Source organism: Aminobacter sp. J44, from assembly GCF_007829415.1.
GTDB lineage: Bacteria > Pseudomonadota > Alphaproteobacteria > Rhizobiales > Rhizobiaceae > Aerobium.
In genome coordinates this window covers 59,751-86,131 of sequence record NZ_VLJG01000002.1, presented here as the reverse complement: position 1 = coordinate 86,131, position 26,381 = coordinate 59,751, and the positions used below count along the sequence as shown (strand labels likewise).

The window sequence follows — 26,381 nt, the reverse complement described above, 5'->3', positions numbered from 1 at the left end:
GGCCGCGTATGGACCGGGCGCCCGCTTATGAGATACATGAAATTCCCCGTCAAGTTTGAGCAGTCTCGATGAATACGCCTTCCGCACCCGTTTCGCCCGCCGCCAAGCTGCCGCCGGAAGAGGCAAGGCTCGCGATCTTCGAGGGGGGCGTGCCGACGCATGCACTGTCGCGGAAGCTCATCGATTGCCGCGACGGGCGACGCTACCAGCTTTTCTTGGCGGTTCCGCGCGATCAGAACGCGGCTGCACAAGCCCACGTCCTCTACATGCTGGACGGCAACGCGGCCTTCGACGCGCTGACGCCGGAACTGCTTGCGCTCGTGCCGGGCCTCGCGCTCGTCGGCATCGGCTACGACACGCCGCTGCGCTTTGACCGTTCCGCGCGTTCGCTCGATTACACGCCGCCGCGCAATGAGAACGACCCGCAGCCCGATCCGCAGCGCCCGGAGCGCATGGTCGGCGGTGCTTCGCTGTTCGTGGGGCGGCTGATCTCGGAGCTTATGCCGCAGGCGGAAGCGGAGCTGCCGTTCGCGGTTGCCTGCCGCGCGATCTGGGGACACTCCCTTGCCGGCATGTGCGTGCTGCACACGCTGTTTACCCGGCCGGGCCATTTCGATCGCTACGTTCCTGTCAGCCCCTCGCTGTGGTGGGAGGACAAGCTGCTTTTGAAGCGTGAAGCGGATATTGCCCCTGACGCGCTAGGAAAAGCGGAGATTCTTGTCATGCTTGGCGACAGCGAACGTCGCTCAAGCCCCGAAGGCCCTCACTGGGATGGGCCTGCTCCGCACACGCTCGAAATGATCCGCCGCCTTGGCGAGCGTCCTGGCATCAGCATCACGCACAAGATCTTTGCCGGCGCCGGCCATGCCGCAACGCTGCCTGCTTCGCTGAAGCCCGCGCTGGAATTCGCGGCAAAGTAGGCTTCTCGGACACGCAAGATCCTTCACCTGGCTGCGTCCCTGCCGCCGGGCTTCAGCCGCTCGCGCGACTGTCGGTGAAAGCGGCAGAAAAAAGGTTGACTCAATTACTCATGTTTTAGTACGTCGCATCTGACGGCTCTGGCAGCGTCTTCCAGACCTGCCTGGCATCCAGAATTTTACGGTCGCGCGACGCGGCCGGACGACATGAGGGAGTCTCCACGTGAGCGTGAATTTCAAGGACGAGAGAACTGACGCATCGCCCGCAGTCAGGACAACTTTGGGGCTGCTGCCAGTCATTGCGGTGTCGGCGGCGCTCACCGGTCCTTCCTTTGCACAGGAGCAGGGCGCGCAGGGTGTCACCGAGCTTGGCACGATCACGGTCGAGGGCGGAGCGGGTCCGGCGAACGCCAACGAGCAGGAAACCAATCTCGGCCGCATCCAGGGTACCGTCAAGGACACCCCGCAGGTCGTCAACGTGATCTCCAAGGAGACGCTCGAGCAGCAGCGGGTCCAGACGCTGGAGCAGGCGCTCAAGAACGTCCCAGGCATCACCATGGGTGCGGGCGAAGGCAATGGCGGCCTCAACGGCGACCAGTTCCGCATCCGCGGCTTCGAGGCCAAGGGCGACATCTACAACGACGGCCTGCGCGACTTCGGCGTCTATGTCCGTGACAGCTTCGCCTTTGAATCAGTCCAGGTGTTCAAGGGCCCCTCGTCGGAAAACTTCGGCATGGGCACCACCGGCGGCGCGATCAACACCACCACGAAGCGCGCACATCTTGGCGACGAGTACAGCATCGAGGGCCAGGCGGGTAACGGCCCGTTCGGCCGCGTCGTCGTCGACGTGAACAAGGAAATCAACGAGACGACTGCGGTCCGCGCGGTGGCGACCGGCCGCTGGCAGGATCTCGCCGGCCGCGACCACGTCTATTCGAATTCGGCGGGCTTCCTCGGGGCGGCTGCCTTCGGCATCGGCGAGGACCTGACCTGGGACCTCAGCTACATGTACCAGCGCGGCGAACGCAAGCCAGACGCAGGCGTTCCGATGGTCCCGTTCTCGGGCACGGCTTCGAAGGACAACCCGTCCCGTCCGGTCACCGAGTTCGGCGTGCCGCGCTCGGTTTTCTACGGCAAGGAGCAGGATCACGACGTGTTCAACACGCACGTGCTGACCTCGAAGCTGAAGTGGGACGCCAACGAGAACCTGACGCTCTACAACGACACGCGCCTGTCGGTATACGATCGCGACTTCGCGACGAGCATTCCGGGCACCACCGCGACGGGAAGCGAGATCCAGGCAGGCCTGCCGGCCTTCCTGTCGAACTACGGCGGCGGCAACCCGACCTTCAAGCAGAACTCGTGGGGAATCCAGAACATCACCACCGGCGTGGCGAAGTTCGAGACCGGGGCGCTGCGTCATGAGCTCGTCTTCGGCCTCGACGTGTTCTACCAGGACAACGAACGCAAGGCGTATTCCGTCAGTGGCAAGGACGCGACGCTGGTCAACCTCTACAACCCCGGCGCGACGTATTACCTGCCGTACACGGTGACCCGCAATCCTGCCAACGACCGCAAGTCGACCGGCACCAGTGTCGGCCTCTTCGCGAGCGACCGCGTCTGGTTCACGCCGGAAGTCTCGGTGCTCGGCGGCGTGCGCTGGGATCACTACAAGGCGAGCTACGACACAGCGACCGCCTCGCTCGAGGAGACGACGAGCACGCTGTCGCCGAAGCTCGCCTTCATCTGGGAGCCGACGCCCGACCAGACCTACTACGTCTCCTGGGCGCGTTCCTTTACGCCTCCCGGACAGTTCGTCGCCAACGCTGCGAACCCGCTCGGCAACCAGCCGAGCCTCGAGCCGGAAACCAGCGACCTCTATGAAGTCGGCGGCAAGATCAACCTGTTCGACGGCATGCTCGGCATCAATGGCGCGCTGTTCCAGGTGACCAAGAGCAATGCCTACTACACCGACCCGACCACCGGCGACCTCGTCGAGACGGGCGAGAAGCAGCGGGTGCGCGGCTTCGAAATTGGGGTATCGGGACGTCCGACGGATGCGTGGACGGTTGGGGTCTCCTACTCGCGCCTCGACAGCGAGATCCTGACCTCGACCACGGCTGAAAATGTCGGCAACCGGGTCGCGAACTCGCCGGAAAACGCGGTGTCGCTGTGGACCAGCTATGAGCTGACCAAGCACCTCGACATCGAGGGCAAGCTCGATATCGGTGGCGGCATCACCTACCGCGACGAGTACTATACGAACTCCGCCAACTCGGCGATCGTGCCGGAGAGCTTCTCGCTCGATGCGTTTGTCTCGTACGAGTACAAGAACTTCAACGTCGCGCTGAATGCCTACAACCTCACCAACCGCGTGAACTACAACGGCAGCCACAACAACCGCGCGATCGTCGAGCCCGCCAGGACCTTCGTGCTGACGGTCGGCGCCAAGTTCTGACCCGCTGAACCTGATCAAGGAATTGCCGGGCCATTCCCGGCAATTCTGCTTTATATACGCCGCGACAGCTTTGGAGACTGGTCATGCTTGTCACTATTCCCGATGTCCTGACGCCGGCGGAACTCGCCTATGTCCGCCAGGTTCTCGAGGGGACCGACTGGGTTGACGGACGCACCACCGCGGGCGACCAGGCGGCGCTGGTGAAGAAGAACCTGCAGGTGCCGGTCGATTCGGAGGCTGCGCGCGAGCTGAGCCAGATCGTTCTGCGAGCGCTGAGCCGCAACCCGACCTTCTCCTCGGCGGCGCTGCCGCTGCATGTGCTGCCSCCGATGTTCAACCGCTACGACGAGGGCATGACCTTCGGCGCGCATGTCGACGGCTCGATCCGCATCATTCCGGGCACGGGAAAGCGCATCCGCACTGACGTCTCCTCGACGCTGTTTCTCACCCCCCCGGAAGACTATGACGGCGGCGAGCTCGTCGTGCACGACACCTACGGCATTCATACCGTCAAGCTGCCGGCCGGCCACATGGTCGTCTACCCCGCGACAAGCCTGCACTCGGTCAATCCGGTCACCCGCGGCAGCCGCTGGGCCTCGTTCTTCTGGACACAGTCGCTCGTCAAGGACGACTGGCGCCGCCACATGCTCTATGATCTCGACATGTCGATCATCAGCATCCGCCAGAAGCTGCCGGACGACGATCCGGCTGTGGTGAGCCTTGCGGCGCATTACCACAACCTGATCCGCCACTGGTCGGAGACCTGATGGCCTCGCAAGCCGGCAGTCCGATCCCGCCCGATGTCGTCTCGGCCTTCGACTACGAGCGGCATGCCAGAGCGCGGCTGCCCGCCGACGTGTGGGCCTACATCTCCGGCGCCGGCGCCGACGGCATCACGAAGCGCTGGAACCGCGAGGCTTTCGACCGCCTTGCGCTGTCTGGCCGTGTACTTGCCGACATGAGCGGCGCCACCACGGCGACGGAACTGTTCGGCATGCCGCTCGACATGCCGCTCATCGTGGCCCCGGCGGCGTTTCAGATGCTGGTGCATCCGGACGGCGAGCGCGCAACGGTCATCGGCGCGAGCGCGGCAAAGACATGGATGACCGTCAGCTGCCAGGCGAGCGTCAGCCTCGAGGAGATCGCGGCGGCGTCGCAGACGACGCTCCTCTTCCAGCTCTACATGCAGCAGAGTCGCGACGACACGCTGCGGCTGGTGCGCCGCGCCGAGGCTGCCGGCTACAAGGCGCTGATGGTCACGGTCGATGCCCCGGTCAACGGCGTGCGCAACGACGAGCAGCGCGCGGGATTTCGCCTGCCGCCGCATGTGCGGGCGGTAAATCTGGACGGCATGGCGGGGCCGGTCTCGCATGCGGGACCCGGCGAGAGCCCGGTATTCAAGGGGCTGCTCGACCGCGCGCCGAGCTGGGCCGACATTGAATGGCTGCGCTCAGAAACCTCGCTACCGCTGCTGCTCAAGGGAATTCCGCACCCGGACGATGCCGAGCGGGCAATTGCCTGCGGTGTCGACGGGATTGTGGTCTCGAACCATGGCGGGCGCACGCTGGACACGCTGCCTGCAAGCCTCGACATGTTGGAGCGGGTTGCGACGCAGGTTCAGCGCCGTGTGCCAGTGATCGTCGACGGCGGCATTCGCCGCGGCACCGATATGCTCAAGGCTTTGGCCCTTGGCGCTGATGCCGTCATGATCGGGGCGCCGATCCTCCATGCGCTCGCCGTCGGCGGCGCCGTCGGCGTTCTTCACCTCCTCACGCTCCTCCGCGCCGAGTTCGAGGTCGCGATGGCGCTGACCGGGTGCCGGAGGGTGGGGGAGATTACAGCCGAAGTTGTCTGGCGGCGTTGACAGTCATCAACCGGCAGCAGCGGAAACTCGGCGCTCAGCACTCCGTCTGTGCGCTGGCGACGTCGCCCGGATTCGCCTCATCCAGCGGTGGGGGAGGGGACTGGGGGCCTTCCACAGCTGTCTCGCCCGTGATGGGGTCAAGGCCCGTGGCGACGGCGGGATGTTCCTGCTGCGGCGAGGTTTCGATCGGCTCCGTCTGATTGGTGCCAATGAAGGAGCCGCCGGTTCCTCCTGTCCAGCCGCTGGAGCCCGAACCGCCGGGCGCGGTCCCCGAATCAGCTCCCTGAACCGGCTGGGTCTCGGAAGCGGAGGGGCCGTTGGCCGCGGCGACTTCGCCAGATTCCTCGCTGCTGTCCGTGCCGGAGCTGGCGGTGGAGGTGTCTGAAGCTGATCCCGCAGTGCTTGTTTCTGCTTCGGCTGACGCGACATTGCTGTCTGGTGCCGTCGCATCGGCACTCGCGCTGGTGCTTGCAGATGTTGTGGCATCCAGCGAGCTGGCGAGATCGTCAGTGCTGCCGGAAGGGGCTGCGCCGGTGTCGACGCAGTCGGTGCGCCTGGACTGGGTTTCCGGAGCCACATCCTTGGCCGCCGGCGCCTCGGAGCCAGCGGGCTGCTGCGCTGGTGCGGCTGCCGGGGCATCCTGCTGCACCGGAGCTGTGGTGGTCTGCGCCCAGGCAATCGGCGCGGTCATCATGGCTCCTGCCAGCGGCAGGGCGAAGAGCATGCGCTTCATCATTACCTCCATCATGGTTGAGGCAAGAACAGATGAAGCGCGATTTCGTTGCGTAGGACGGTCCGGCCGGAACTAAGGCTACTCGACCACCACCTGCGCGGGCCCATGTTCTATGCGGCCGACGATGGAGGCGCGCGGATAGCCGTTGTCGCGGATATGACGAACAAGGTTCTCCGCCTCATTCGCCGCGACCGCCACCAGCAGGCCGCCGGAGGTCTGCGGGTCGGTCAGGATGTGGCGGCGCCAGTCCTCAAGGCCCTCCGGCAGGACGACGCTTTCGCCATAGCTCTTCCAGTTGCGGTGCGAGGCGCCCGTCACGCAGCCATTTTGCGCGAGTGCCTCCGCCTCGCTGAGAAGCGGAAGCGAGGCGAGGTCGAGCTTCACGGTCAGGCCTGCGCCCCGCGCCATTTCGAGCGAGTGGCCCAGGATGCCGAAGCCGGTGACATCGGTCATGGCGCTGACAGCCGGGTGTGCCGCAAGCTCGGCGCCGATCTTGTTGAGCAGCGTGGTCGAGGCGACCATTTCCTCATAGGCCGAGTAGGAAATTTGGTCCTTCTTGATCGCTGAGGAATAGATGCCGATGCCGAGCCCCTTGGTGAGGATGAGGGCATCGCCTGCGCGCGCATGCGAGTTGCGCTTCACCTGCGCGGTCGGGCAGGAGCCGATGACCGCAAGACCGTAGACGGGCTCCGGGCAGTCGATCGAGTGGCCGCCAGCGACGGGGATGCCGGCTTCGGCGCAGATGGAAGCGCCGCCGGCCAGGATCTGGCGGATGTCGGCCGGGTCCATCTTGTCGATCGGCATGCCGACAATGGCGAGTGCGAAGATCGGCTTGCCGCCCATGGCGTAGACGTCGGAGATCGCGTTGGTCGCGGCGATGCGGCCGAAGGTGTGCGGATCGTCGACCATCGGCATGAAGAAGTCGGTGGTGGCGATGATCGAGGTGGTTCCGTCGAGGTCCCAGACGGCGGCGTCGTCGGCGGTCTCCGTGCCGACAAGAAGGTTCGCAAACGGCCCCGCCTGCGGCATCTCGCTAAGCAGATCCTGCAGCACCGCAGGCGCCAGCTTGCATCCGCAGCCTCCGCCGTGTGCAAGACTTGTGAGGCGCGGCTTTTCCGTCGGTTTGTCCATCTGTCGACCTCGAAGTTTTTCACTAATGCCGGAACACTATACTGAGAAATGTCGGTAACAGGAGTCCGCATCAGGTAACATGAGTAATAAGATCATGTTTTATGACTTGACAGGTCTTTTGACAGACCCGGATTGCGCAGGTAGCATCCTCCCAGAGTCTGGTGAATTCCAGTCTGAAACCCTTTTGCAGGGAGGTTCTGATGAATATGGAAATCTCTCGGCGAAGTTTTCTGAAAGGCGCGGGCGCGGGCGTTGCAGCAACAACGATCGGCGCTTTCGGTTTTGGGGAAGCGGAAGCCGCATTTGTTGAAGGCCTGAGGCCCTACAAGCTTGCAGGGACGACGGAAACCCGCAACACCTGCCCGTACTGCTCGGTGGCTTGCGGCGTCATCATCTATTCGAAGGGTGACATCACCCAGGGCACCGCTGAGGCGGTCCACCTCGAGGGCGACGTAGACCATCCGACCAACCGCGGTACGCTCTGCCCGAAGGGCGCGGCGCTGCTGGACTTCATCAAGTCGGAAACACGCCTGACCAAGCCAAAGGTCCGTCGTCCGGGCTCCAACAAGTTCGAGGAGATTTCCTGGGAGCAGGCCCTCGACGAGATCGCGCGGCACATGAAGGAAGACCGCGACGCGAACCTCATCGAACGCAACATGGATGGCGTTCCGGTGAATCGCTGGACTTCGACCGGGTTCCTCGCCGCATCGGCGACGACCAACGAGACAGCCTGGCTCACGTACAAGGTTGTCCGTTCAACCGGCATGGTGGCTTTCGACAACCAAGCGAGAGTCTGACACGGCCCCACGGTGTCCAGTCTGGGCCCAACTTTTGGTCGTGGTGCAATGACGAATTCGTGGACGGATATCCGTAACACGGATTTGGTGATCATCATGGGCGGCAATGCCGCCGAAGCACATCCCTGTGGTTTCAAGTGGGTCACGGAGGCCAAGGCCAACCGTGGCGCAAAGCTCATCGTCGTCGATCCGCGCTTCACGCGCTCGGCGTCGGTTGCCGACTACTACGCGCCGATCCGTCAGGGCACGGACATCGCGTTCCTGCTCGGCGTCATCAAGTACTGCATCGACAACGACAAGGTGCAGTGGGACTACGTCCGCGCGTTCACCAACGCCGCCTACATCGTCAAGGAAGGGTTCGACTACAAGGACGGCCTCTTCACCGGCTATGACTCGGAAAAGCGGGACTACGACCGCTCGACGTGGGACTACGAGATCGGCGAGGACGGCTATGTCGTCACCGACGAGACGCTGCAGAATCCCCGCTGCGTGTGGAACCTGCTGAAGAAGCACGTTTCCGTCTACACGCCGGAGATGGTGGAGCGCATCTGCGGCACGCCTAAGGACAAGTTCCTGAAGGTGGCCGAGATGATCTCGGAGTGCTCGACGCCTGACAAGACCATGACGTCGATGTACGCGCTGGGCTGGACGCAGCATTCCAAGGGTTCGCAGAACATCCGCTCGATGGCGATGCTGCAGCTGATTCTTGGCAATATCGGCGTCCGTGGCGGCGGCATGAACGCGCTGCGCGGTCACTCCAACATCCAGGGCCTCACCGACATCGGCCTGATGTCGAACCTGATCCCGGGATACCTCAACATCCCGACCGAACGGGAAGTCGACTACGCGACCTACATCGGCTCGCGCGGGTTCAAGCCGCTTCGGCCGAACCAGATGAGCTACTGGCAGAACTATCCGAAGTTCTTCGTCTCCTTCATGAAGGCGATGTGGGGCTCGGCAGCGACGCCGGAAAACGACTTCGCGTATCACTTCCTGCCGAAGCTCGACGTGGCGTCCTACGACGTCCTGCGGGCCTTCGAGATGATGGATCAGGGGCAGATGTTCGGCTACTTCTGCCAGGGCTTCAATCCGCTCCTTGCCTTCCCGAACCGCGGGAAGCTGACCCGGTCGCTGTCGAAGCTGAAGTACCTGGTCATCATGGATCCGCTGGAGACGGAGACGGCCCGGTTCTGGGAAAACCACGGCACCCACAACGACGTCGACACGGCGTCGATCCAGACCGAGGTCTACCAGCTTCCGTCCACCTGCTTCGCCGAGGACGAGGGCGCGCTGGTCAACTCCGGCCGCTGGCTGCAGTGGCACTGGGCTGCACAGAACCCGCCGGGCGACGCGAAGGCCGACACCTGGATCATGGCGCAGCTGCACCTGCGGCTGAAGAAGATGTACCAGGAAGAAGGCGGCAAGTTCCCCGATCCGATCCTCAACCTGACCTGGCCATACGCCAATCCGGACGAGCCTTCACCGGATGAGCTCGCCCGCGAGCTCAACGGCTATGCGGTGGCCGATTTGCGCGACCCGAACGATCCGACCAAGGTGGTGCTGGAGGCGGGCAAGCAGGTTCCGAACTTCGGCACGCTGCGCGCCGACGGTTCGACCGCCTGCGGCTGCTGGATCTATTCCGGCTGCTACACCGAGGACGGCAACATGATGGCCCGCCGGGACAATAATGACCCGGATGCCACCGGCGCCTATTCCAACTGGGCGTTCTCGTGGCCGGCGAACCGGCGCATCCTGTACAACCGCGCTTCCTGCGACCTTGACGGCAAGCCCTGGGATCCGTCCCGCAAGCTGATCGAGTGGAACGGAGAGAAGTGGGTCGGCTATGACGTGCCGGATATCGCCGTGACGGCGAATCCACGCGAAGTCGGGCCGTTCATCATGAACCCGGAGGGACAGTCGCGACTGTTCACCCGCGGCATGATGCGTGACGGACCGTTCCCGGCGCACTACGAGCCGTTCGAGTCGCCCGTCGCCAACGTCGTCGCCCCGGCGATCCGCGGCAACCCGGTTGCCCGCGTCTTTGCCAGCGACCGCGAGGAGTTCGGCGATGCGGCGGAGTTCCCGTACGCGGCGACCTCCTACCGTCTCACTGAGCACTTCCACTACTGGACGAAGCACGTCTGGGTGAACGCCGTTCTCCAGCCGGAATTCTTCGTCGAGATCTCGGAAGAGCTCGCGGCGGAGAAGGGCATCGAGAAGGGCGGCTGGTGCCGGGTCTGGAACAAGCGTGGTTCCGTCCACGCCAAGGCGGTCGTCACCAAGCGCATCCAGCCCCTCGTTTGCGACGGAAAGCCGGTGCACATCGTCGGCATTCCGCTGCACTGGGGCTTCACCGGCGCGGCCAAGAATGGCTGGGGCCCGAACACGCTGACCCCGTTCGTGGGCGACGCGAACATCGAGACCCCGGAGTTCAAGGCGTTCCTTGTCAACATCGAGCGGTCCGACGGACCGGCGACAGCGTAGGGGAGGATTGAGCCATGACCATCAACGTCAATCCGCCTGTCGCTCCCGACACCCAGCAGACGATGGGACCGCAGGACTACATCCGGCGGTCGGCATCGAAGGTGCCGGAGCCGGAACGCAAGCTCGAGCCGGTCGCCAAGCTCATCGATGTGTCGAAATGCATTGGTTGCAAGGCCTGTCAGTCGGCATGCCTGGAGTGGAACGACCTGCGCGAGGAAGTCGGGGTCAATGTGGGCGTCTACGACAACCCGCACGACCTGACCCCGAACACCTTCACGCTGATGCGCTTCACCGAGTGGGTGAACGACGAGACCGGCAATCTCGAGTGGCTCATCCGCAAGGATGGCTGCATGCACTGTGCGGATCCGGGCTGCCTTAAGGCTTGCCCGGCGCCGGGCGCTATTGTGCAGTACTCGAACGGCGTCGTCGACTTCGTCCACGAGAACTGCATTGGCTGCGGCTACTGCGTGCAGGGTTGCCCGTTCAACATCCCGCGCATCTCCAAGGCTGACAACCGCGCCTATAAGTGCACACTGTGCTCCGACCGCATCGCGGTGGGCCAGGGCCCGGCCTGCGCCAAGGCATGCCCGACAAAGGCGATCGTGTTCGGCACCAAGGAGGAGATGAAGGCCCACGCGGAAAAGCGCATCGAGGACCTGAAGTCTCGCGGCTACGACAATGCCGGCCTCTACGATCCGCCGGGCGTTGGCGGTACGCACGTCATGTACGTGCTGCACCACGCCGACCGGCCATCGCTCTATGCGGGCCTGCCGGACAATCCGCGCATCTCGCCGGTGGTCGAGGCCTGGAAGGGCGTGACCAAATATGCGGGTCTTGCGCTGATGGGCTTTGCCGCGGCAGCAGGCGTCGTTCACATGGCGCTGTCCGGCCGCAACCGCGTCAGCCGCGAGGATGACGAGGAAGCTAGGCGCCTGGCTGCGCAGGCACCGGCCGCCGAGCCTCAGGATGGGGAGCCGCGCGCATGACGGATACCATGATGCATGGCGCTCCGCGTCCCGCACCGCAGGTCAGCAAGAAGGAAATCGACCGCGGGGATAAGCTGATCGTCGGGCCGGAGGTCCAGGTCAACCGCTACACGCGATGGGCGCGCATCAACCACTGGATCACGGCGATCAGCCTGATCCTGCTCGCACTCAGCGGCCTCGCGCTGTTCCACCCGTCGCTCTACTGGCTGACCGGCCTGTTCGGCGGCGGGCAGATGACACGCTGGATCCATCCGTGGATCGGCGTCGTGCTGTTCGTCTCGTTTGCGGGGCTGTTCATCCGCTTCTTCCGGCTGAACCTGCCCTCGCGCGAGGACGCGCAGTGGACGGCGCGGATCGGCGACGTGCTCAAGGGCAACGAGGAAAAGCTGCCCGAAGTCGGTAAGTACAATGCCGGCCAGAAGTTCGTCTTCTGGGCGATGTCGATCCTGATCATCACGCTGATCGTTTCAGGCCTCGGCGTCTGGGAGGAATATTTCTCCGGCATGCTGACGATCCCGCAGCGCCGTATCGCCGTCCTCATCCACTCGATGGCCGCTGTGGCGATCATCTGCGTGTGGATCGTCCACGTCTATGCAGCCTTCTGGGTTCAGGGTACGCTCGGCGCCATGACCCGCGGCAAGGTGAGTGGCGGCTGGGCCTGGCGCCATCACCGCAAGTGGTTCCGCGCCCTTGCGGCCTATGGCCAGCGCGAGAAGATCAGCAGCGCCGACAAGCGCTGAACATGCAAGCATCCGGTCCGGCGAAATCCTTCGCCGGATCTTCATCCGAGAATGCCGCGTGGCCCGTGCGGCTCGTGGAGGACCGAATGCCCCGCAGAATTCCCGTCCAGGGAGATGTCACCCAGATCGGCGAAGTCAGGACCCCGCCCATTGCGCGGGTGCCGGACCCTGTCCGCCTGTTCGAGCGGCGCGCGAAGCGCTTCGAGGTCCTGTCGGGACCGGACGGCATCGGGCCGTATCTCGGCTTCCTCGCCGGCATCGCCCGCGCGCAGCACGAGCTCGCGCAGGAGCTGCCCGAGCCCGAGGCACCGGCTGAGGCGAGCCTCGACCGCGCGCTCGAATACGGCATGCCGCCGCTCGACCGCAACGCCTTCACGCCCGACGAAGAGTTCCTGTCGCTGAGCGAGAAGCTGTTTGGAAAGCTGGAGACGCTCCAGAAGCCGAAGGCCGCACAGGCCGCGCTCGAGAGCGTGCGCAAGGCCACCCAGGCCGAACTGACGGCGATCGTTACCGACCTGATGGCCGATTCCGTCCCTGTCGAGCGCATGGCGGAATACGGCTATGTCGCCGCCGCCCTGCAGCTGCGCTTCGTGCGCCTTGCCTCGACGCTGCCGGAGCGGGAGCTGAAGCCGGTCGGCGATGGCGCCTGCCCGGCCTGCGGTGGCCCGCCGGTCAGTTCCCTGATCGTCAACTGGCCGCACGCGAGCGGTTCGCGCTTTTGTTCCTGCGCGCTGTGCGGGACGCTCTGGCATCATGTGCGCATCAAGTGCGCGATCTGCTCGTCAACTAAGGGTATCCGCTACCAGGAGATCGAGGACGGCCCCGGCACGATCAAGGCCGAGACCTGCGACGAGTGCGGCTGCTACGTAAAGATCTTCAACCAGCAGAAGGACGTGTCGCTCGACCCGTTCGCCGACGACGTCGGCAGTCTCGGCCTCGACCTTCTGATGAAGGAGACGAAATTCCGTCGCGGCTCGTTCAACCCGTTCCTCCTGGGCTACTAGGAGGCGCGGCGATGCGGGAGGCGCGCCGGGCTGGCGACGAGCTGCCACTGACGTGGGGGAAGGAGCTGCTGTTTGTACCCCCACCCCTAACCCCTCCCCGCAAGGGGGAGGGGGATGTTGGTGCGCCTGAAACGCTGGAGCGACGGGGCCGAGACGGCTTCAGACGGTCGAAAGAGCAGGTTTCACTTCCTCGCGTCGTGTTCACTCTTGCCGATGGTGGCCTCAGCTTCTCCCGCGAGTTCGAGTTGCGCGGACTTCTCCGTTCCCCCTCCCCCTTGTGGGGCGGAATGAGGGGTGGGGGTAGGCCCGGGTCGAGCACCGGTACGGGGGCTTGCGCATGAACACGGCGTTCCGCTCCATTCCGTCCGTCGATGCGGTGCTTCGCTCCGGAACCGGTGCCGTGCTGGTCGAACGCTTCGGGCGCGTCGAGGCGACTGCGGCGATCCGCCGGCAGCTGGATGCCCAGCGTGAGGCGGCGCGAAAGGGCGAAGCGCTTGCGGATGCCGACGGCGTTGCAGCTGCCGCGATGGCGGATCTCGGAGCAAGCGCCATGAGCTCGCTGCGCCCGGTCTTCAACCTGACCGGCACGGTGCTGCACACCAACCTTGGCCGCGCGCTGCTGGCAGAAGCCGCGATCGAGGCTGCCGCCGGGGCGATGCGCAATGCGGTGGCGCTCGAATTCAACCTCGACAGCGGCAAGCGCGGCGAGCGCGACGATCATCTGCGCCGCCTCATCTGCGAACTGACCGGGGCGGAGGATGCAACCCTCGTCAACAACAATGCGGCGGCGGTGCTGCTCGTCCTCAATACGCTCGCTGGAAATGGTGGCGGCGCAATCGTCTCGCGCGGCGAGCTGATCGAAATCGGCGGCGCGTTCCGCATGCCCGACATCATGGCGCGCGCCGGTGCACGGCTGATCGAGGTCGGCACCACCAACCGCACCCATGAGAAGGATTATCGCGGCGCCCTTGCCGAGGAAGGCGTCTCGCTCGTCCTCAAGGTGCACACCTCCAACTACCGCATCGAGGGCTTTACCAAGGAAGTTCACGCGCCGGAGCTGTCGCAAATCGCGCATGAAGCGGGCGTGCCGCTCGTCAACGATCTCGGCTCCGGCACGCTGGTCGATCTGGCAAAGTGGGGGCTGCGGCGCGAGCCGACCGTGCGCGAGGCGGTCGCGGAAGGCGCCGACATCGTCACCTTCTCGGGCGACAAGCTGCTCGGGGGACCGCAGGCCGGCTTCATCGTCGGCCGCAAGGAGCTGATCGCAAGGATCAACAAGAACCCGATGAAGCGCGCACTGCGTGTAGACAAGCTGCGGCTTGCCGCGCTCGAGGCGACGCTGAAGCTCTATCGCGACCCCGACCGGCTCGCTGAAAAGCTGCCGACGCTGCGGCTGCTGTCACGCCAGCGCGAGGACATCACTGCGCAGGCTCTGGCGCTCTCGCCGAAGGTGCAGTCGGCGGTGGGCAGCGATTTCGCGGTGCAGGTCATCGACTGCGCCAGCCAGATCGGCTCCGGCGCCCTGCCGCTCGACACGCTGCCCTCGGCCGGGCTTGGCTTCCGCCCGGTTTCGGGCAGCGGCAGCGCGCTCGACAGGCTGGCGGCGGCGCTGCGCGCCCTGCCGGTGCCGGTGATAGGCCGCATCGCCGACGGGATGCTCGTCCTCGACCTTCGCTGTCTTGAGGACGCCGAAGCCTTCCTCGCCAATCTAAGCAGGTTGAGACATGGGCTGGCTTGATCGGCTGCTGCCGAAGCGCAAGCGCGAGGATGACGACATGGCGGTGGCGCTCGCGGCGGCAAAAGCCGGCGACTACGCGGCCGCGCTTGCGATCTGGGAGCCGCTGGCGCGCGCCGGCAATGCAAGGGCGCAGAACAACATCGCCGCCTGCTTCTCCGGCGGCTACGGTGTCGAGCCGGACCCGGAACTTGCGGCGAAGTGGCTGAAACTGTCGGCCGTGTCGGGCGATCCGGTCGGCCAGCGCAACCTTGCGACGCTCCATTTCCGGGGCGAGGGGGTGCCGCAGGACGACGCCGAGGCGATGCGGCTCTATCGGCTGGCAGCCGACCAGGGCGATGCGGTGGCGCAGGACATGCTGTCCTGGATGTATGCCGAGCAGGGCGACTATGCCGAGGCGCGGAGCTTTGCCGAAAAGGCTGCCGCGCAGGGCGTTGCCGCTTCGATGACGCGGCTCGGCAATCTCTATCACGACGCGCTGGGTGTGCCCCGGGACCCCGCTGCCGCCGTCAGCTGGTGGCAAAAGGCCGCCGAACGCGGCGATGCCGATGCGCAGGCGATGCTGGGTGCTGCGTACCTAACCGGTTCAGGCATTGGGCGCGATCCGCTGGAGGCCCTGACCTGGCTGCTGCGCGGACGCGATGGCGGCTCGAAGCTCGCCGGCAATTTCATCCCCGCCGCCAATGAGGCGCTGACGCCCGACCAGCGCGCCGAGGTCGCACGCCGCGCAGCAGAGCCGCTTGCCGGAACGGGTGAGCCATGATCGTTGGCACCGCCGGCCATATTGACCACGGCAAGAGTGCGCTGGTGCGCGCGCTCACCGGCGTCGAGACCGACCGCCTCAAGGAAGAAAAGGCGCGCGGCATTTCGATCGACCTCGGCTTTGCCTACCGGACTTTTCCGAATGGCGAGCGCATCGGCTTCATCGACGTGCCGGGCCACGAGCGGTTCATCCACACCATGCTCGCTGGCGCCGGCGGCATCGACTATGCGCTGCTGGTGGTTGCCGCCGACGACGGCGTGATGCCGCAGACGCGCGAGCACCTGGCGATTCTCGACCTTCTCGGCGTGAAGCGCGGCATCGTCGCGATCACCAAGGCCGACCTCGTCAATGAGGAGCGGTTGCTTGCCGTCCAGATCGAGATCGAGGCGCTCCTCGCGGGGACTGGACTCGAGGGCGCTGAAGTTCTGCCGGTTTCCAGCGTAACCGGCCTCGGTGTCGCCACGCTCGAAGAGCGGCTTGCAACCGCTTCCGCCGAGATCGGCCGGAGGAGCGACGCCGGGCGCTTCCGCCTCTCCGTCGACCGTTCCTTCGCGCTGCAGGGCGCGGGCACCGTTGTCACCGGCACTGTCCTCAGCGGCGAGGTGCGCGTGGGCGACGCCATCGTCATCAGCCCGTCGGGGCTGCCCGCGCGCGTTCGCTCGATCCATGCCCAGAACCAGAAGTCCGAGATCGGCCGCGCCGGCGACCGCTGCGCCCTCAACCTTGCCGGCGAGCGCATCGGCCGCGACGTCATCTTGCGCGGCGACATGGTGGTCAACGAGGCGCTGCATGCGCCGACCGCGCGCATCGATGCGGAGCTCTACGTCCTTCCTTCGGAGCCGCGGCCGCTCGGGCAATGGTTCCCGGTTCATCTGCACCACGCGGCGGTGGAAGTGCCGGCGCGCATCGTCCTGCTCGACGACGACCAGCTCACACCCGGCGGCAAGGCGATCGTGCAACTTGTGCTCGAGCGGCCGATCGCGGCGGCTGCCAACGACCGCTTCGTCATTCGCGACACCTCGGCTCAGCGCACCATAGGCGGCGGCAGGTTCTTGGACCTGCGCGCGCCGGCGCGAAAGCGCCGCTCGTCCGAGCGCCGCACGCAGCTCGATGCGCTCATGCGCGACAAGCCAGCTGCCATCGTGGCGGCGTTGCTCGACGCACCGCCCTACTTCATCGACCTCGACCGCTTCGCGCGCGACCGGGCGCTGGGTGAGGCTGAGACGGCGCAGCTCTTTGCCGACGTCATCCGCATTCCGCCCGAGACCGGCACCATCGTCATGGCCCCGGCGCGCTGGCTGCGGCTGCGCCAGAAGATGCTTGCCGACCTCGAAGCGTTCCACGCCGAGAACCCCGACCAGCCGGGCATCGGTATGGAGCGGCTGCGGCTGATGGGCGAGATCCGCCCGCCGGCTCCCATCTACCGCACTATCCTGCAGGGCCTGCAGCGCCAGAACGTGATCTCGCTCGACGGCGCGTGGGTGCGGCTTGCCTCGCATGTCGTGCGCTTCTCGCCCGAGGACGAGGCGTTGTGGCGGCAGATCGAGCCGCATCTTACGGGCACCGAGCGGTTCCGCCCGCCGCGCACTCGCGACTTCGCCCACATGTTCGGCGTGGACGAGCAGCACATGCGCGCGCTGCTCAAGCGCGCCGGCCGCATGGGGCTGGTCCATGAGGTGGCGCATGACAGCTTTTTCGCCCGCTGCGTCATTGCGGCCATTGTCGAGATCTTGCAGGATATCGCGGCGGGGAAGGACAAGGGCGAGTTCGTCGCCGCCGATCTTCGCGACCGTCTCGAAAACGGCCGCAAGGTGTCCATCGAGATCCTCGAATTTCTGGATCGCCATGGCGTCACCATCCGCCGCGGCGACCTGCGCCGCCTGAACCCGCACAGGCTCGACCTGTTCGGCTCGTCAGGCAGGGGAGGAGGAGAAGCGTCCCCGGTGGGGCGTCCGGACTTCAAATCCGGGTGGGGCCGTGAGACGGTCCCAGGTGGGTTCGACCCCCACTCTCCTCCGCCAGCTTCCGGGAGGGGCGAATGAGCGAAATCCATCCCTTCATCGCCGCCCTTGAAGGCGAGGCGAAAGCCCGCGAGGCGGCCGAGGCCGAATTCCGCCGCGAGATGAACAGGAAGGTGGCCGAGCTCGCCGAGGCGCGAGCGTTTGCCTTCCGGCGCATGAACGTCATGCGCGCGCTGTTTGACATGGTGTCAGGCGCGGAGGACCGGGAAGCGGCTATTGCCAAGGCGGTCCGGGCACTGCGCGACCGGCTCGGCTGGGTGGAAGACAGCGAGGCGCGCACCGGGGTGCTGGAGCGTTATGCCGGGGTCGCAGGCGCGGCTTTCGACGCCACCCACCCGCGCGAGGAGGACGAGGCGCCGGACCCCGCGAAGGCGCTGGCCGAATTCGAAGAATGGTACGCCTCGACGCGCGAAAAGCCGTTCTGGGTACTGTTCGAGCACTACATGCCGGAGACGCAGCTTGTCGATTTTTGAGACGCGACCTGCGCTGTTCGACAGGTGGCTGCCGGCGGAATACCGCCGGCGCGGCGATTTCACCATGCTCGTCGTGCTGGTCGAAATCCGTGGCACGTCGATCGACCTGCTGCGCTCGACCTTCATCAACGTCATCGGCGACGAGACGCGCTGGCGCGAGATGCGCGACCTGCTCGACGGCTCGGGTGTGAAGTGGAACGGCGCGGCCTTCTTTCCTGTCGACAGCATCGCCGGGCCGGTCAGCAACGATCTCGCGCGCTCAAAGCTGCGCGATCTTGAAACCACGCTGCGCGAAGACCGCCGCCACCTCAACAAGGGTCACTTCTTCGACCGCAACGGGCGGAGGATGAAGGTCGAAGAGGTGATGCATTAGGGGGGCGTAGCGTTGACGCACCAACAACTGAGATCCATAAAGAAGACCATTGCGTCAAATTCGCTTTGCTAGGTCACCTACCGTTGGTTTGTTAAACGGCTTCGGTTTATCTGGGCTTTCTACTATCTCTTCAATCTCAGGGGAGAAGCGACCCATAGCAACTCCGAAAGCGGAACTTCTTCTTATTACCTTTTTATTCCCGCTCTCATAATCTATTGAGCGAAGAGTGCTTATCCGTTCTTGAACATGGATGATTTCTCCACGTCCAACCACTTGCTCTAAATAGCCAAGAGATTCGTTTGTGTCCGGGTCAAATATCTCGTCGGCAAATCTATATATTACATACTCGTTTCCAATTCTTTCGCCATCGAGCGAGCCGACATTGAGTATAACCTCGAATGCGTTTAATACCTCGGCTACCTTTACAATCTTTTCTTTCGGCGAGTCATCCATTCGACGGCACTCCCGGTTTCAGGACGATCTTGTCAAAATAGTCTCGCGATCCTGAATCTAAATTTTCCCATACGTGTTTTGCACTCTCCAATTTTTGCGTAACTACTACCTGGATTCTTTTGTCATCTTGGATCACGTAAACTTGGCCAAGGCCAATGAATCTCTCGAATGAATTCTCCTCCTTTACAAATATCGCATATACAGAACGATATGATAACCAGTCTGCCGGAGAGAAGAGCAATATACTTTCTGCGTTATCCGCATTTATATATAGTATGACGCGCGGCCTAACTAGATCCGAGCTGGGTCGAGCCAATAATAAGTGTATAACTGTTCCTAGAAAAAAGAACAGAGACGTCGCCACTAGTATTGATGTAGCTGGTCCGTCCATGAAGGGGTCGGTCGGTAGCGTTGTAGCTAGAATCCAACCTAGAAAGGCGGCAGCCGCGAAAGCGAACCCCCAAGCGAAAATTGCAGTTGGCAGACTTTGTTGCACTCGTGCCAGTGTCACCAAGTCCCTCCTAATAACAATGGCGATAATACGTCAGCTTTTTGAGGAATCTAGAAAAATTTGAACGAAACAAGAAATTGGTGAGGAAAAGCCTCTTGAGACGCGTATCAGAAAGCGCTGAATATTCTTCAGCGTTGCTTTTAGTGAGTCCCGCAAGAAAATGGCGGGTGTGTTCGTCTGGACGATGACCCCCGGTACAGAGTAAAATGGTATTACATGGGACTGCAATTGAACGCGAACCGCTTGGGTCCAGTTGCTGCGACCGACCCATGTCTCCACCGTTCCGGCATGGATGCCCGGGTCATGGCCGGGGCATGACTAAGTGGAGGCGCTTCGAGCAACTGCGGGATCTCGTCACGAGACTGGCACGCCGCAATTGCCATTGGCTTATCCCCCACTCTTGACCCGTCCTCGCCGCAACGTGATAACCGCTGAGGAGGAATTTTCAGCGCGGGGCCGCCAGTAACAGCTGGCAGATGCATTCGCGCTGACGCTCAGGGGAGGGGCAATCGCGTGACCGTTTCCGTATCATCCGCGCGCGTGGAGTGCGTTGTTCCCACACGGGACCAGCTTGGCGAAACGCCCCTTTGGGACGAAAGCAGTCAGCTGCTGTGGTGGCTCGATATCGAGCGGCCGAAGCTGCAGTGGTACAACCCCGCCACCGGCGCGCATCGCTGGATCGGCATGCCCGGCACCTATGCCGGCTCGCAGGCGCTCGGAAAGGACGGGCGGCGGCTGGTCGCGATTGATCTTGAGCTAAAGTGGCTGGAGGTCGAGGAGGGCCGGTTCACGCACTTCGCTACGGTCGAGACGGGCCTCGACAACCGGCTGAATGACGGCCGGGTGGACCCCAAGGGGCGCCTGTGGATCGGCACGATGGACAACGGCCTCGCGACGCCGAATGGCAGCCTCTACCGTGTCGATCCGGACGGGGCCGTGACGCGCGTTACCGGCGATATCATCGTCAGCAACGGCATCGCCTTCTCGCCCGACGGCAAGGTGCTCTACTTCACCGACACGCGCCGCTACCAGACCTGGGCGTTCGACGTTGATCCCGACGACGGCACGGTGACCAACCGGCGGCTGTTTGCCGACTATTCCGACGTCCGCGACCGGCCGGACGGCGCCTGCGTCGACGTTGACGGCTGCATCTGGCAGGCGTTTTTCGCGGGCGGCCGCGTCGTGCGCTACCGGCCCGACGGGCAGATCGACATGCGCATCGAGCTGCCGGTCAAGAACCCGACCTGCGTGTGCTTTGGCGGCAGCGACCTGAAGACGCTCTACGTCACCACCGCCACCAAATTCCTGACGCCGGAGGAACGGGAGGCGCAGCCGCTGTCTGGCGCACTGCTCGCCATCCATGGCGTCGGACAAGGAATGCCGGAGCATCGCTTCGGCTAGACGTTCTCGGAGGAACAACTGGAATGAACATGACCCGCAGGATCATGCTGGCTGTGGGAGCCAGCCTGCTTTTCACATGCGCAGCCGCGGCAGAGACGATCAAGCTGCGCTTTGCCGATTCGACCACGGCTGACGCGCCACGCTCGCGCGCGCTGGTCGAGATCTTCGCCAAGCGCCTCGGCGATGAGTTCGTGTTCGAGCCCTATTTCGCCTCGACCCTCTACAAGCAGGGCACCGAGATCGTCGCCGTCCAGCGCGGCAATCTCGAACTGGCGCTGATGCCGCCGTCGGATTTCGCCAAGCAGGTGCCGGCCTTCTCGATCCTGACCGCGGCCTATCTCGTGCGCGACGCGGCGCACCTCAAGGCGATCTTCAACAGCGAGATCGGCGATGAGTTCAAGAAGATGGCGCGCGACGAGATGGGCATCGTCGTGCTCGCGCCTGCCTATTACGGAACGCGCCACGTCAACCTCAAGGGCGACAAGAAGATCGAGAAGCCCGAGGACCTTGCCGGCATCAAGCTGCGCATGCCGGGCGGCGAGGCCTGGCAGTTCCTCGGCGAGTCGATCGGCGCCAATCCGGTCGCGCTTGACTATGCGGAGGTCTACACCGGCTTGCAGACCGGCGCGATCGACGCACAGGACAACCCGCTGCCCAACAACAAGCTGATGAAGTTCCACGAGGTGACCGACCAGATCGTGCTGACCGGCCACAATGTCGGCTTCGGCCTGCTGCTCATCAGCGCAAAGCTGTTCGATTCGCTGACGCCCGAGCAGCAGAAGCGGATGCAGGAGGCGGCGGACGAGGCCTTTGCCTGGAGCGACGCCGAGTACATCAAGCAGGAAGAGGAACTGATCGAGTACTTCAAGGGTGAGGGGCTCGAGGTCTACACACCTGACGTGGAGGCCTTCCGCGCCTACGCCAACAAGAAGTACCTCGAATCCCCGCTGTCGAAGGACTGGCGGGAAGGGATGCTCGAGAAGATCAATGCGCTCTGATGCAAATGGGCCGGATGGCGGCATGCTCGCCGTTCGGCCTCACCGAAGCTCGCCAGAGGAATAGTCCGGCCTGCCGTCATACCGGCGCCGCGCCTTACTCGTCAGGCTGGCTAGCCATCGAATCAATTTCCCGCATCCAGTCCAGCACGGAGGCAGGCAGGAAGCCTGCAAACTTCCTGGCCAGGACGTCGCGCAGCGCCTTCAGGTCGCGAGGTGCGAACTGCTCGAGGTTTTGAATGCAGCCGAACAGGTAGCGCTCGAGCCGGATGTCGTCGAGCTTTGCGGGGCTCAGATTGTCCGCCTTGAGATAGGCGTCCGCCGGCGGCCGGACCTCGATCGTGCCTTGCCTGAGATGGAAGTGGTGCGACACTCCGGCCGGCAGGAACTGGTCGGCCGTCCGGAATCGCGGCGCGAGCTGTTGCGCCAGCTTGTCGGGATGCTCTTCGAATAAGTCCCGGAACACGCTCTTCGTGAGGGTCTGCGGGCTGTGGCCCACCTCCACGAACTGCTGCAGGCCGAAGAGGGTGGATGATCTGATCTGCGCGGAGCGGAAGCCGGGATAGACATTTCGGCCGAGCGCCGAAAGCAGCACCTTTTTCAGATACAGTCTCGCCACGTGATGGAAGTTCGGCAGCACCCGCCCGTAAACGACCACCTTTCCGTCTTCGCCGACGAAGTCGGACGGTGACAAAGGCGCATTGATGAAGAAATCGTCGTTCAGGTAGACGAAGTTTTCCGACAGGCCGGGTATCCGCCACAGCATCGCTTCGATGGTCAGCGAATTGAAGGTCGGCAGGTACTGCTCGTAACCGCGGAAGATCTCCTTGTGGTCGACGACCACGATTCGATCCGCTTCACAGATGCCGGCGCGGGCGAAGTCGGCCAGATGGCGGGGCGACTGGTCGGCAGTCACCACGTAGATGCGACGGATGAAGCCCGCATGTTTGAGGATCGACGCGATGCAGTAGTAAATCTCGCCGCGATCGGAAAAGCGGGAGGCCGCGGAGGCGCTGGTTGATACGGCCTTGCCATTGCCCTCGAGATAAAGGCCTCGCTTCGCGGCATGAGCCGGATCGTCGCCGTCGACCCAGGCGATGACCGCGTCGATCGGCTTGGTAGTCATCATTGCTCCGCAAACAGTCTCCGCGCCCGCCGGGGGTCATCCGTGGCACGTTTAGTTCATCCGGGACTTGTAGCACAACCGTCAAAGGCCACCGAACGGCGCGGGCACCCCTATCTGGTAGTTGAAGCGCGAACTGCCTTCAGCAGGAATGAGACGGGCGCGGAACGATCAGATAAAGGGAAAAGAAGCGCTGGCGGAGAGGGAGGGATTCGAACCCCCGATGGGCTTGCACCCATGCCGCATTTCGAGTGCGGTGCATTCAACCACTCTGCCACCTCTCCGCGGTGCGTGGTCGGCCATCTCTGGCGCGGGCGCACACATAGCGAAGGACGGGCGGTCCGACAAGGGGAAAACTTCGCCAAATGCATGCGTCCTTCATTCTTTCTGTCCTGACCGCGCAAATGCCGTGGCAAGCAGCGTCCCGGCGTTGCTGAAAACCGCGCGCATCAACTAGGTTCAGCCGGTAGCCGCGATGCGCGGGGGAAGGATGCAGAGAATCACCGGGCCAAATAGCCGGGACAGAAGCCGGCGGAGCAGAAGCGCATGCGCGCGCCTTGCGGCCGCGCTGGCCTCGGCATGCCTGGTGCCCGGCGAGGCGCTGGCGCATGCCACGGACCGAGGCCATGTGCTGCTTCTTCCCACCAACTATTATCTCGCGGGCGGCGCAGTCGCTGTGGCGCTGACCTTCACGGTGCTGGCGGTCGGCTCGCTCACCGTCCTCAACCGATTTGCCGATGTCCGCATCAGGCTGTTCGCGGTACCCGACAAGCTGCGGCTGGCCGGTAGTCTTCTTTGCCTGGCGATTCTCGCGGCGCTGGTCGTGATCGGATTTATCGGCAGCCGCGATCCCCTGTCCAATCCGCTGCCGCTGATGGTGTGGACAGTGTTCTGGGTGGGGCTGACGCTCCTGCAGGGCATTGCCGGCGACCTCTGGCGCTGGATCAATCCGTGGTACCTGCCGGCGCGGCTTCTTTCTCGTTTGCTCGGGCGCGGCACGGGCGATCGCATGCCAGCGTGGCTAGGCTACTGGCCGGCCATCGTACAATTCTTCGCCTTCGCATGGTTCGAGCTCGTCTATCCGGCGCCGGACGATCCGGCACGGCTGGCGGTGGCGGTCTCTGCCTACTTTGCGGTGAACCTCGTGGCTGCGGTCGCCTTCGGCTATGAAGCCTGGATGCAGCGGGGCGAATGTCTTTCCGTGTTCCTGCGAATGATTTCGCGCCTCGCGATCCTTGACAGCAAGGATGATGGAGAAGGGTGCAGGCGCCTTGCCCTGTGCCTGCCGGGCGCGAAGCTCGTGGGGACAAAGCCGCTGCCGCTGTCGGGCACGCTCTTCCTGCTACTGGCGCTTTCAACCGTCTCGTTCGACGGGCTGATGCGCACCTTCTTCTGGTTCGGCCTGTTCGGCATCAATCCGCTCGAGTTCACCGGCCGCAGTTCCGTCATTGGCATATCGAGCTTCGGCATGGTCGCCATGTTCGTGCTTCTGTCCACCGCGTTTCTCTTGGCCGTCTGGCTCGGCGAGCGGCTGACGCGCGCTCCGGCGGGCTTTGGCCGCGCGGCGGGCACGCTAGTGTGGTCGATCATCCCGATCTCGATGGCCTATCACTTCTCGCACTATCTCGTCGTGCTGGTGATCAATGGCCAGTATGCGCTCTCGGCGTTGTCCGATCCGCTGATGAACGGTCTCGACCTGTTCGGTACGGCCGGCATGCATGTGCAGGCGGGGCTGCTGATGGGGGCCCAGTCCGCGTGGCTTGTGTGGAACCTGCAATCGGCTGCGATTATCGGCGGGCACGTGCTTGCGGTGCTCGTCGCACATGTTATTGCCGCACGGCTTTACGGGAGCGCGAGAGACGCAGCGTCAAGCCAGCTGCCGCTGGCGGCGCTGATGGCCGGTTATACCGTGTTCGGCCTGTGGCTGCTCTCCTCCCCGACGGCCGGGTGACAAAACCGTTCCTGCAAATTGCCTTGTTGCGGAACGGTGGCCTAACCCTGTACCAATTGACGTAGCGTTGGGCAGGCTGTGCGGGGATGCGCAGCGTTCGGCGCGGGTTTGTGAAGGGGATCAATGATGACCGACATCGTGCATTCTTCCAGCATCCTGACAAGTTCGATATCCCGACGCAGCGCCCTGAAGGGGCTTGGCGCCGCGGCCGCGCTCGGCACCACACCGGGCTTCGTGCGCTATGCGCAGGCGCAGTCTTCCGCACCGATCAAGATCGGTTTCCAGGCACACCGCACAGGCATCGGCGCCGCCTATGGGCGCTGGTACGAGCGCACCACCGCCGCCGCCGTGAAGGCGATCAACGAGGCCGGCGGCATCAACGGCCGCCCGATCGAGATCGTCATCGAGGATGATGGCACCGACGCCGCACGCGGCGCCGAAGTGGTCGAGAAATTCGCCAACCAGCACAAGGTTGACCTGATCTACGGCACGCTGTTCAGCCATGTCGTCGTCGGGTCCTCGCCGGCGGCGGGCGAGCTCAAGATCCCGTATTATGTTGTCTCCGAGGGCTATCACGTCGCCTCCGGCAAGATGAACCGCTGGGTCGTGCAGCCAGGCATCACCGACGTGCGCCAGCAGTGCCGCTCGGTCGCACCGTGGATCATGAACAATGTCGGCAAGAAGGTCACGATGATCTATCCGGACTATGCGTTCGGCCACGACCACCGCGACTTCTTCGCGCCGGCCGTCGAGGAGCAGGGCGGCCAGGTGGTGGCGAAGATCGCCATCCCGCCCACCGAGACCTCCTTCACCCGCTATTTCCCGCAGATCCCGTCGGACATCGACGTGATCTACCACGTCATGGTCGGCCCGGCCGTGCTCACCTTCGTCAAGGAACTCGGCGAGTTCTACGGCGGCAGCGGCCCGAAACTGTTCGGCTTCATCGACTCACTCGAGGCGGTCGACATCAACAGCCCCGGCCTCGAATTCCTCGAGGGCTCGCACTTCTGGGAAGGCTCGCCGCGCTACCTGCAGGCGAATGCCAGCGAACATGAGAAGGCCTATCGCGCAGCCGTCGGTCTCGACGACAATGGCGCCAGTGTCAACGACCCGAAGGACGTGTCGACCGCGGCGCACATGTTTGGCTGCTGGGAGACGCTCTACATCATCAAGCAGGCGATGGAAGCGGCTGACTACAAGGGGCCGGAAGATCGCGCCAAGCTGATCGAGGCGACCGAAGCCATCACCGACATTCCGGAAGGCGCGGAGCATCCGCAGGGCGCAAAGGTGTTCAACGGCAAGCTCCACCAGGTGTTCGGTACGCAGAACATCTCGGTGGTAGAGAACGGCCGCCTCAACGTGGTGCACCGCACCTCGATCGAGGACGGCCTGTACGAACCCGAAGCCGACTACACCACCCAGCCGCTTTGAGGCGCAAGCTGATCCGGCTCCGCTGGCACAAGTCCGC

At 64.1% G+C, this 26,381-nt stretch carries 20 protein-coding genes, 2 tRNA genes and 1 pseudogene; 18 read left to right on the top strand and 5 right to left on the bottom strand.

Going from position 1 to position 26,381, the window contains the following annotated elements; genetic code table 11:
* Nucleotides 1–68 precede the first annotated feature (68 nt).
* The 4 genes from L610_RS01300 (at nt 69) to L610_RS01285 (ending at nt 5,239) form a co-directional block, all read left to right on the top strand.
* Nucleotides 69–920: an alpha/beta hydrolase gene (locus L610_RS01300; protein WP_024847274.1), complete on the top strand. Its 852-nt coding sequence runs from the start codon at nt 69–71 to the stop codon at nt 918–920.
* A gap of 220 nt (nt 921–1,140) precedes the next feature.
* Nucleotides 1,141–3,375, top strand: a complete 2,235-nt coding sequence (locus tag L610_RS01295) for a TonB-dependent siderophore receptor (RefSeq protein ID WP_084465780.1) — start codon at nt 1,141–1,143, stop codon at nt 3,373–3,375.
* An 83-nt stretch (nt 3,376–3,458) separates the two neighbouring features.
* Complete coding sequence (locus tag L610_RS01290) at nt 3,459–4,142, top strand: Fe2+-dependent dioxygenase (RefSeq protein WP_024847276.1); 684 nt, start codon at nt 3,459–3,461, stop codon at nt 4,140–4,142.
* A complete protein-coding gene (locus L610_RS01285; protein ID WP_144701780.1) occupies nt 4,142–5,239 on the top strand; it encodes an alpha-hydroxy acid oxidase in 1,098 nt (365 codons plus the stop codon). Before L610_RS01290 ends, L610_RS01285 begins: the two co-directional genes overlap by 1 nt.
* Nucleotides 5,240–5,273: 34 nt before the next feature.
* Here L610_RS01285 and L610_RS01280 read toward each other — a convergent pair whose 3' ends face one another.
* Nucleotides 5,274–5,972 carry a hypothetical protein gene (locus L610_RS01280; protein ID WP_024847278.1) on the bottom strand — a complete coding sequence of 233 codons (699 nt, stop codon included), beginning with the start codon at nt 5,970–5,972 and terminating at the stop codon, nt 5,274–5,276.
* Between the two features lie 78 nt (nt 5,973–6,050).
* Complete coding sequence (selD, locus tag L610_RS01275) at nt 6,051–7,103, bottom strand: selenide, water dikinase SelD (RefSeq protein ID WP_024847279.1); 1,053 nt, start codon at nt 7,101–7,103, stop codon at nt 6,051–6,053.
* Nucleotides 7,104–7,303: 200 nt separating this feature from the next.
* Here selD and fdnG point away from each other — a divergent pair, with 200 nt between their 5' ends.
* The 10 genes and pseudogenes from fdnG (at nt 7,304) to L610_RS01225 (ending at nt 18,479) form a co-directional block, all read left to right on the top strand.
* Nucleotides 7,304–10,384 (top strand): formate dehydrogenase-N subunit alpha, encoded by a 3,081-nt coding sequence (fdnG, locus tag L610_RS01270; protein ID WP_144701777.1) that lies wholly within the window; start codon nt 7,304–7,306, stop codon nt 10,382–10,384.
* 14 nt (nt 10,385–10,398) lie between these two features.
* Complete coding sequence (gene fdxH, locus L610_RS01265; RefSeq protein ID WP_024847282.1) at nt 10,399–11,370, top strand: formate dehydrogenase subunit beta; 972 nt, start codon at nt 10,399–10,401, stop codon at nt 11,368–11,370.
* Nucleotides 11,367–12,110: a formate dehydrogenase subunit gamma gene (locus tag L610_RS01260; protein WP_024847283.1), complete on the top strand. Its 744-nt coding sequence runs from the start codon at nt 11,367–11,369 to the stop codon at nt 12,108–12,110. Before fdxH ends, L610_RS01260 begins: the two co-directional genes overlap by 4 nt.
* A gap of 86 nt (nt 12,111–12,196) precedes the next feature.
* On the top strand, nt 12,197–13,114 hold the full coding sequence (fdhE, locus tag L610_RS01255; RefSeq protein ID WP_144701774.1) for a formate dehydrogenase accessory protein FdhE: 918 nt from the start codon (nt 12,197–12,199) through the stop codon (nt 13,112–13,114).
* A gap of 337 nt (nt 13,115–13,451) precedes the next feature.
* Nucleotides 13,452–14,852, top strand: a complete 1,401-nt coding sequence (selA, locus tag L610_RS01250; protein ID WP_144701771.1) for an L-seryl-tRNA(Sec) selenium transferase — start codon at nt 13,452–13,454, stop codon at nt 14,850–14,852.
* Nucleotides 14,839–15,612, top strand: a complete 774-nt coding sequence (locus L610_RS01245; RefSeq protein ID WP_144701769.1) for a tetratricopeptide repeat protein — start codon at nt 14,839–14,841, stop codon at nt 15,610–15,612. Before selA ends, L610_RS01245 begins: the two co-directional genes overlap by 14 nt.
* Nucleotides 15,609–17,435 (top strand): annotated as a pseudogene (gene selB / locus L610_RS01240) (selenocysteine-specific translation elongation factor); the annotation flags it as partial. The gene L610_RS01245 and the pseudogene selB, both read left to right, overlap by 4 nt.
* Nucleotides 17,436–17,537: 102 nt before the next feature.
* A tRNA-Sec gene (locus L610_RS01235) sits at nt 17,538–17,633 on the top strand.
* Between the two features lie 17 nt (nt 17,634–17,650).
* On the top strand, nt 17,651–18,106 hold the full coding sequence (locus L610_RS01230; RefSeq protein WP_144701766.1) for a hypothetical protein: 456 nt from the start codon (nt 17,651–17,653) through the stop codon (nt 18,104–18,106).
* Nucleotides 18,093–18,479 (top strand): hypothetical protein, encoded by a 387-nt coding sequence (locus L610_RS01225; protein ID WP_246658883.1) that lies wholly within the window; start codon nt 18,093–18,095, stop codon nt 18,477–18,479. The genes L610_RS01230 and L610_RS01225 overlap by 14 nt, the downstream gene beginning before the upstream one ends.
* A 54-nt stretch (nt 18,480–18,533) precedes the next feature.
* Here L610_RS01225 and L610_RS01220 read toward each other — a convergent pair whose 3' ends face one another.
* Nucleotides 18,534–18,932 (bottom strand): hypothetical protein, encoded by a 399-nt coding sequence (locus tag L610_RS01220; protein ID WP_144701763.1) that lies wholly within the window; start codon nt 18,930–18,932, stop codon nt 18,534–18,536.
* A 1,024-nt stretch (nt 18,933–19,956) separates the two neighbouring features.
* Between L610_RS01220 and L610_RS01215 the strand changes: the two genes are divergently transcribed.
* Together L610_RS01215 and L610_RS01210 are read left to right on the top strand one after the other, a co-directional pair.
* Nucleotides 19,957–20,844, top strand: a complete 888-nt coding sequence (locus tag L610_RS01215) for an SMP-30/gluconolactonase/LRE family protein (protein ID WP_024847289.1) — start codon at nt 19,957–19,959, stop codon at nt 20,842–20,844.
* 29 nt (nt 20,845–20,873) lie between these two features.
* The gene (locus tag L610_RS01210; RefSeq protein WP_144701869.1) at nt 20,874–21,842 is read left to right on the top strand and encodes a sialic acid TRAP transporter substrate-binding protein SiaP; all 969 of its coding nucleotides are present in this window, start codon (nt 20,874–20,876) and stop codon (nt 21,840–21,842) included.
* Nucleotides 21,843–21,936: 94 nt separating this feature from the next.
* Here L610_RS01210 and L610_RS01205 read toward each other — a convergent pair whose 3' ends face one another.
* Together L610_RS01205 and L610_RS01200 are read right to left on the bottom strand one after the other, a co-directional pair.
* The gene (locus L610_RS01205) at nt 21,937–22,965 is read right to left on the bottom strand and encodes a stealth family protein (protein ID WP_024847291.1); all 1,029 of its coding nucleotides are present in this window, start codon (nt 22,963–22,965) and stop codon (nt 21,937–21,939) included.
* 191 nt (nt 22,966–23,156) lie between these two features.
* A tRNA-Ser gene (locus L610_RS01200) sits at nt 23,157–23,246 on the bottom strand.
* A gap of 344 nt (nt 23,247–23,590) precedes the next feature.
* On the opposite strand from L610_RS01200, the gene L610_RS01195 reads away from it, so the two are divergent.
* Entirely contained in the window at nt 23,591–24,913 is a 1,323-nt protein-coding gene (locus L610_RS01195; protein WP_246658882.1) for a hypothetical protein, read from the top strand.
* A 126-nt stretch (nt 24,914–25,039) separates the two neighbouring features.
* Nucleotides 25,040–26,344 (top strand): ABC transporter substrate-binding protein, encoded by a 1,305-nt coding sequence (locus L610_RS01190; protein ID WP_024847293.1) that lies wholly within the window; start codon nt 25,040–25,042, stop codon nt 26,342–26,344.
* Nucleotides 26,345–26,381: the final 37 nt, after the last annotated feature.

Excerpts from the sequence above, each read along its gene's own strand:
- L610_RS01300 (WP_024847274.1), top strand. The coding sequence starts at position 69 with ATGAATACGCCTTCCGCACCCGTTTCGCCCGCCGCCAAGCTGCCGCCG.
- L610_RS01285 (WP_144701780.1), top strand. The coding sequence starts at position 4,142 with ATGGCCTCGCAAGCCGGCAGTCCGATCCCGCCCGATGTCGTCTCGGCC.
- L610_RS01280 (WP_024847278.1), bottom strand. The coding sequence starts at position 5,972 with ATGAAGCGCATGCTCTTCGCCCTGCCGCTGGCAGGAGCCATGATGACC.
- selD (WP_024847279.1), bottom strand. The coding sequence starts at position 7,103 with ATGGACAAACCGACGGAAAAGCCGCGCCTCACAAGTCTTGCACACGGC.
- fdxH (WP_024847282.1), top strand. The coding sequence starts at position 10,399 with ATGACCATCAACGTCAATCCGCCTGTCGCTCCCGACACCCAGCAGACG.
- L610_RS01260 (WP_024847283.1), top strand. The coding sequence starts at position 11,367 with ATGACGGATACCATGATGCATGGCGCTCCGCGTCCCGCACCGCAGGTC.
- fdhE (WP_144701774.1), top strand. The coding sequence starts at position 12,197 with ATGCCCCGCAGAATTCCCGTCCAGGGAGATGTCACCCAGATCGGCGAA.
- selA (WP_144701771.1), top strand. The coding sequence starts at position 13,452 with ATGAACACGGCGTTCCGCTCCATTCCGTCCGTCGATGCGGTGCTTCGC.
- L610_RS01245 (WP_144701769.1), top strand. The coding sequence starts at position 14,839 with ATGGGCTGGCTTGATCGGCTGCTGCCGAAGCGCAAGCGCGAGGATGAC.
- L610_RS01230 (WP_144701766.1), top strand. The coding sequence starts at position 17,651 with ATGAGCGAAATCCATCCCTTCATCGCCGCCCTTGAAGGCGAGGCGAAA.
- L610_RS01220 (WP_144701763.1), bottom strand. The coding sequence starts at position 18,932 with ATGGATGACTCGCCGAAAGAAAAGATTGTAAAGGTAGCCGAGGTATTA.
- L610_RS01210 (WP_144701869.1), top strand. The coding sequence starts at position 20,874 with ATGACCCGCAGGATCATGCTGGCTGTGGGAGCCAGCCTGCTTTTCACA.
- L610_RS01205 (WP_024847291.1), bottom strand. The coding sequence starts at position 22,965 with ATGACTACCAAGCCGATCGACGCGGTCATCGCCTGGGTCGACGGCGAC.
- L610_RS01190 (WP_024847293.1), top strand. The coding sequence starts at position 25,040 with ATGACCGACATCGTGCATTCTTCCAGCATCCTGACAAGTTCGATATCC.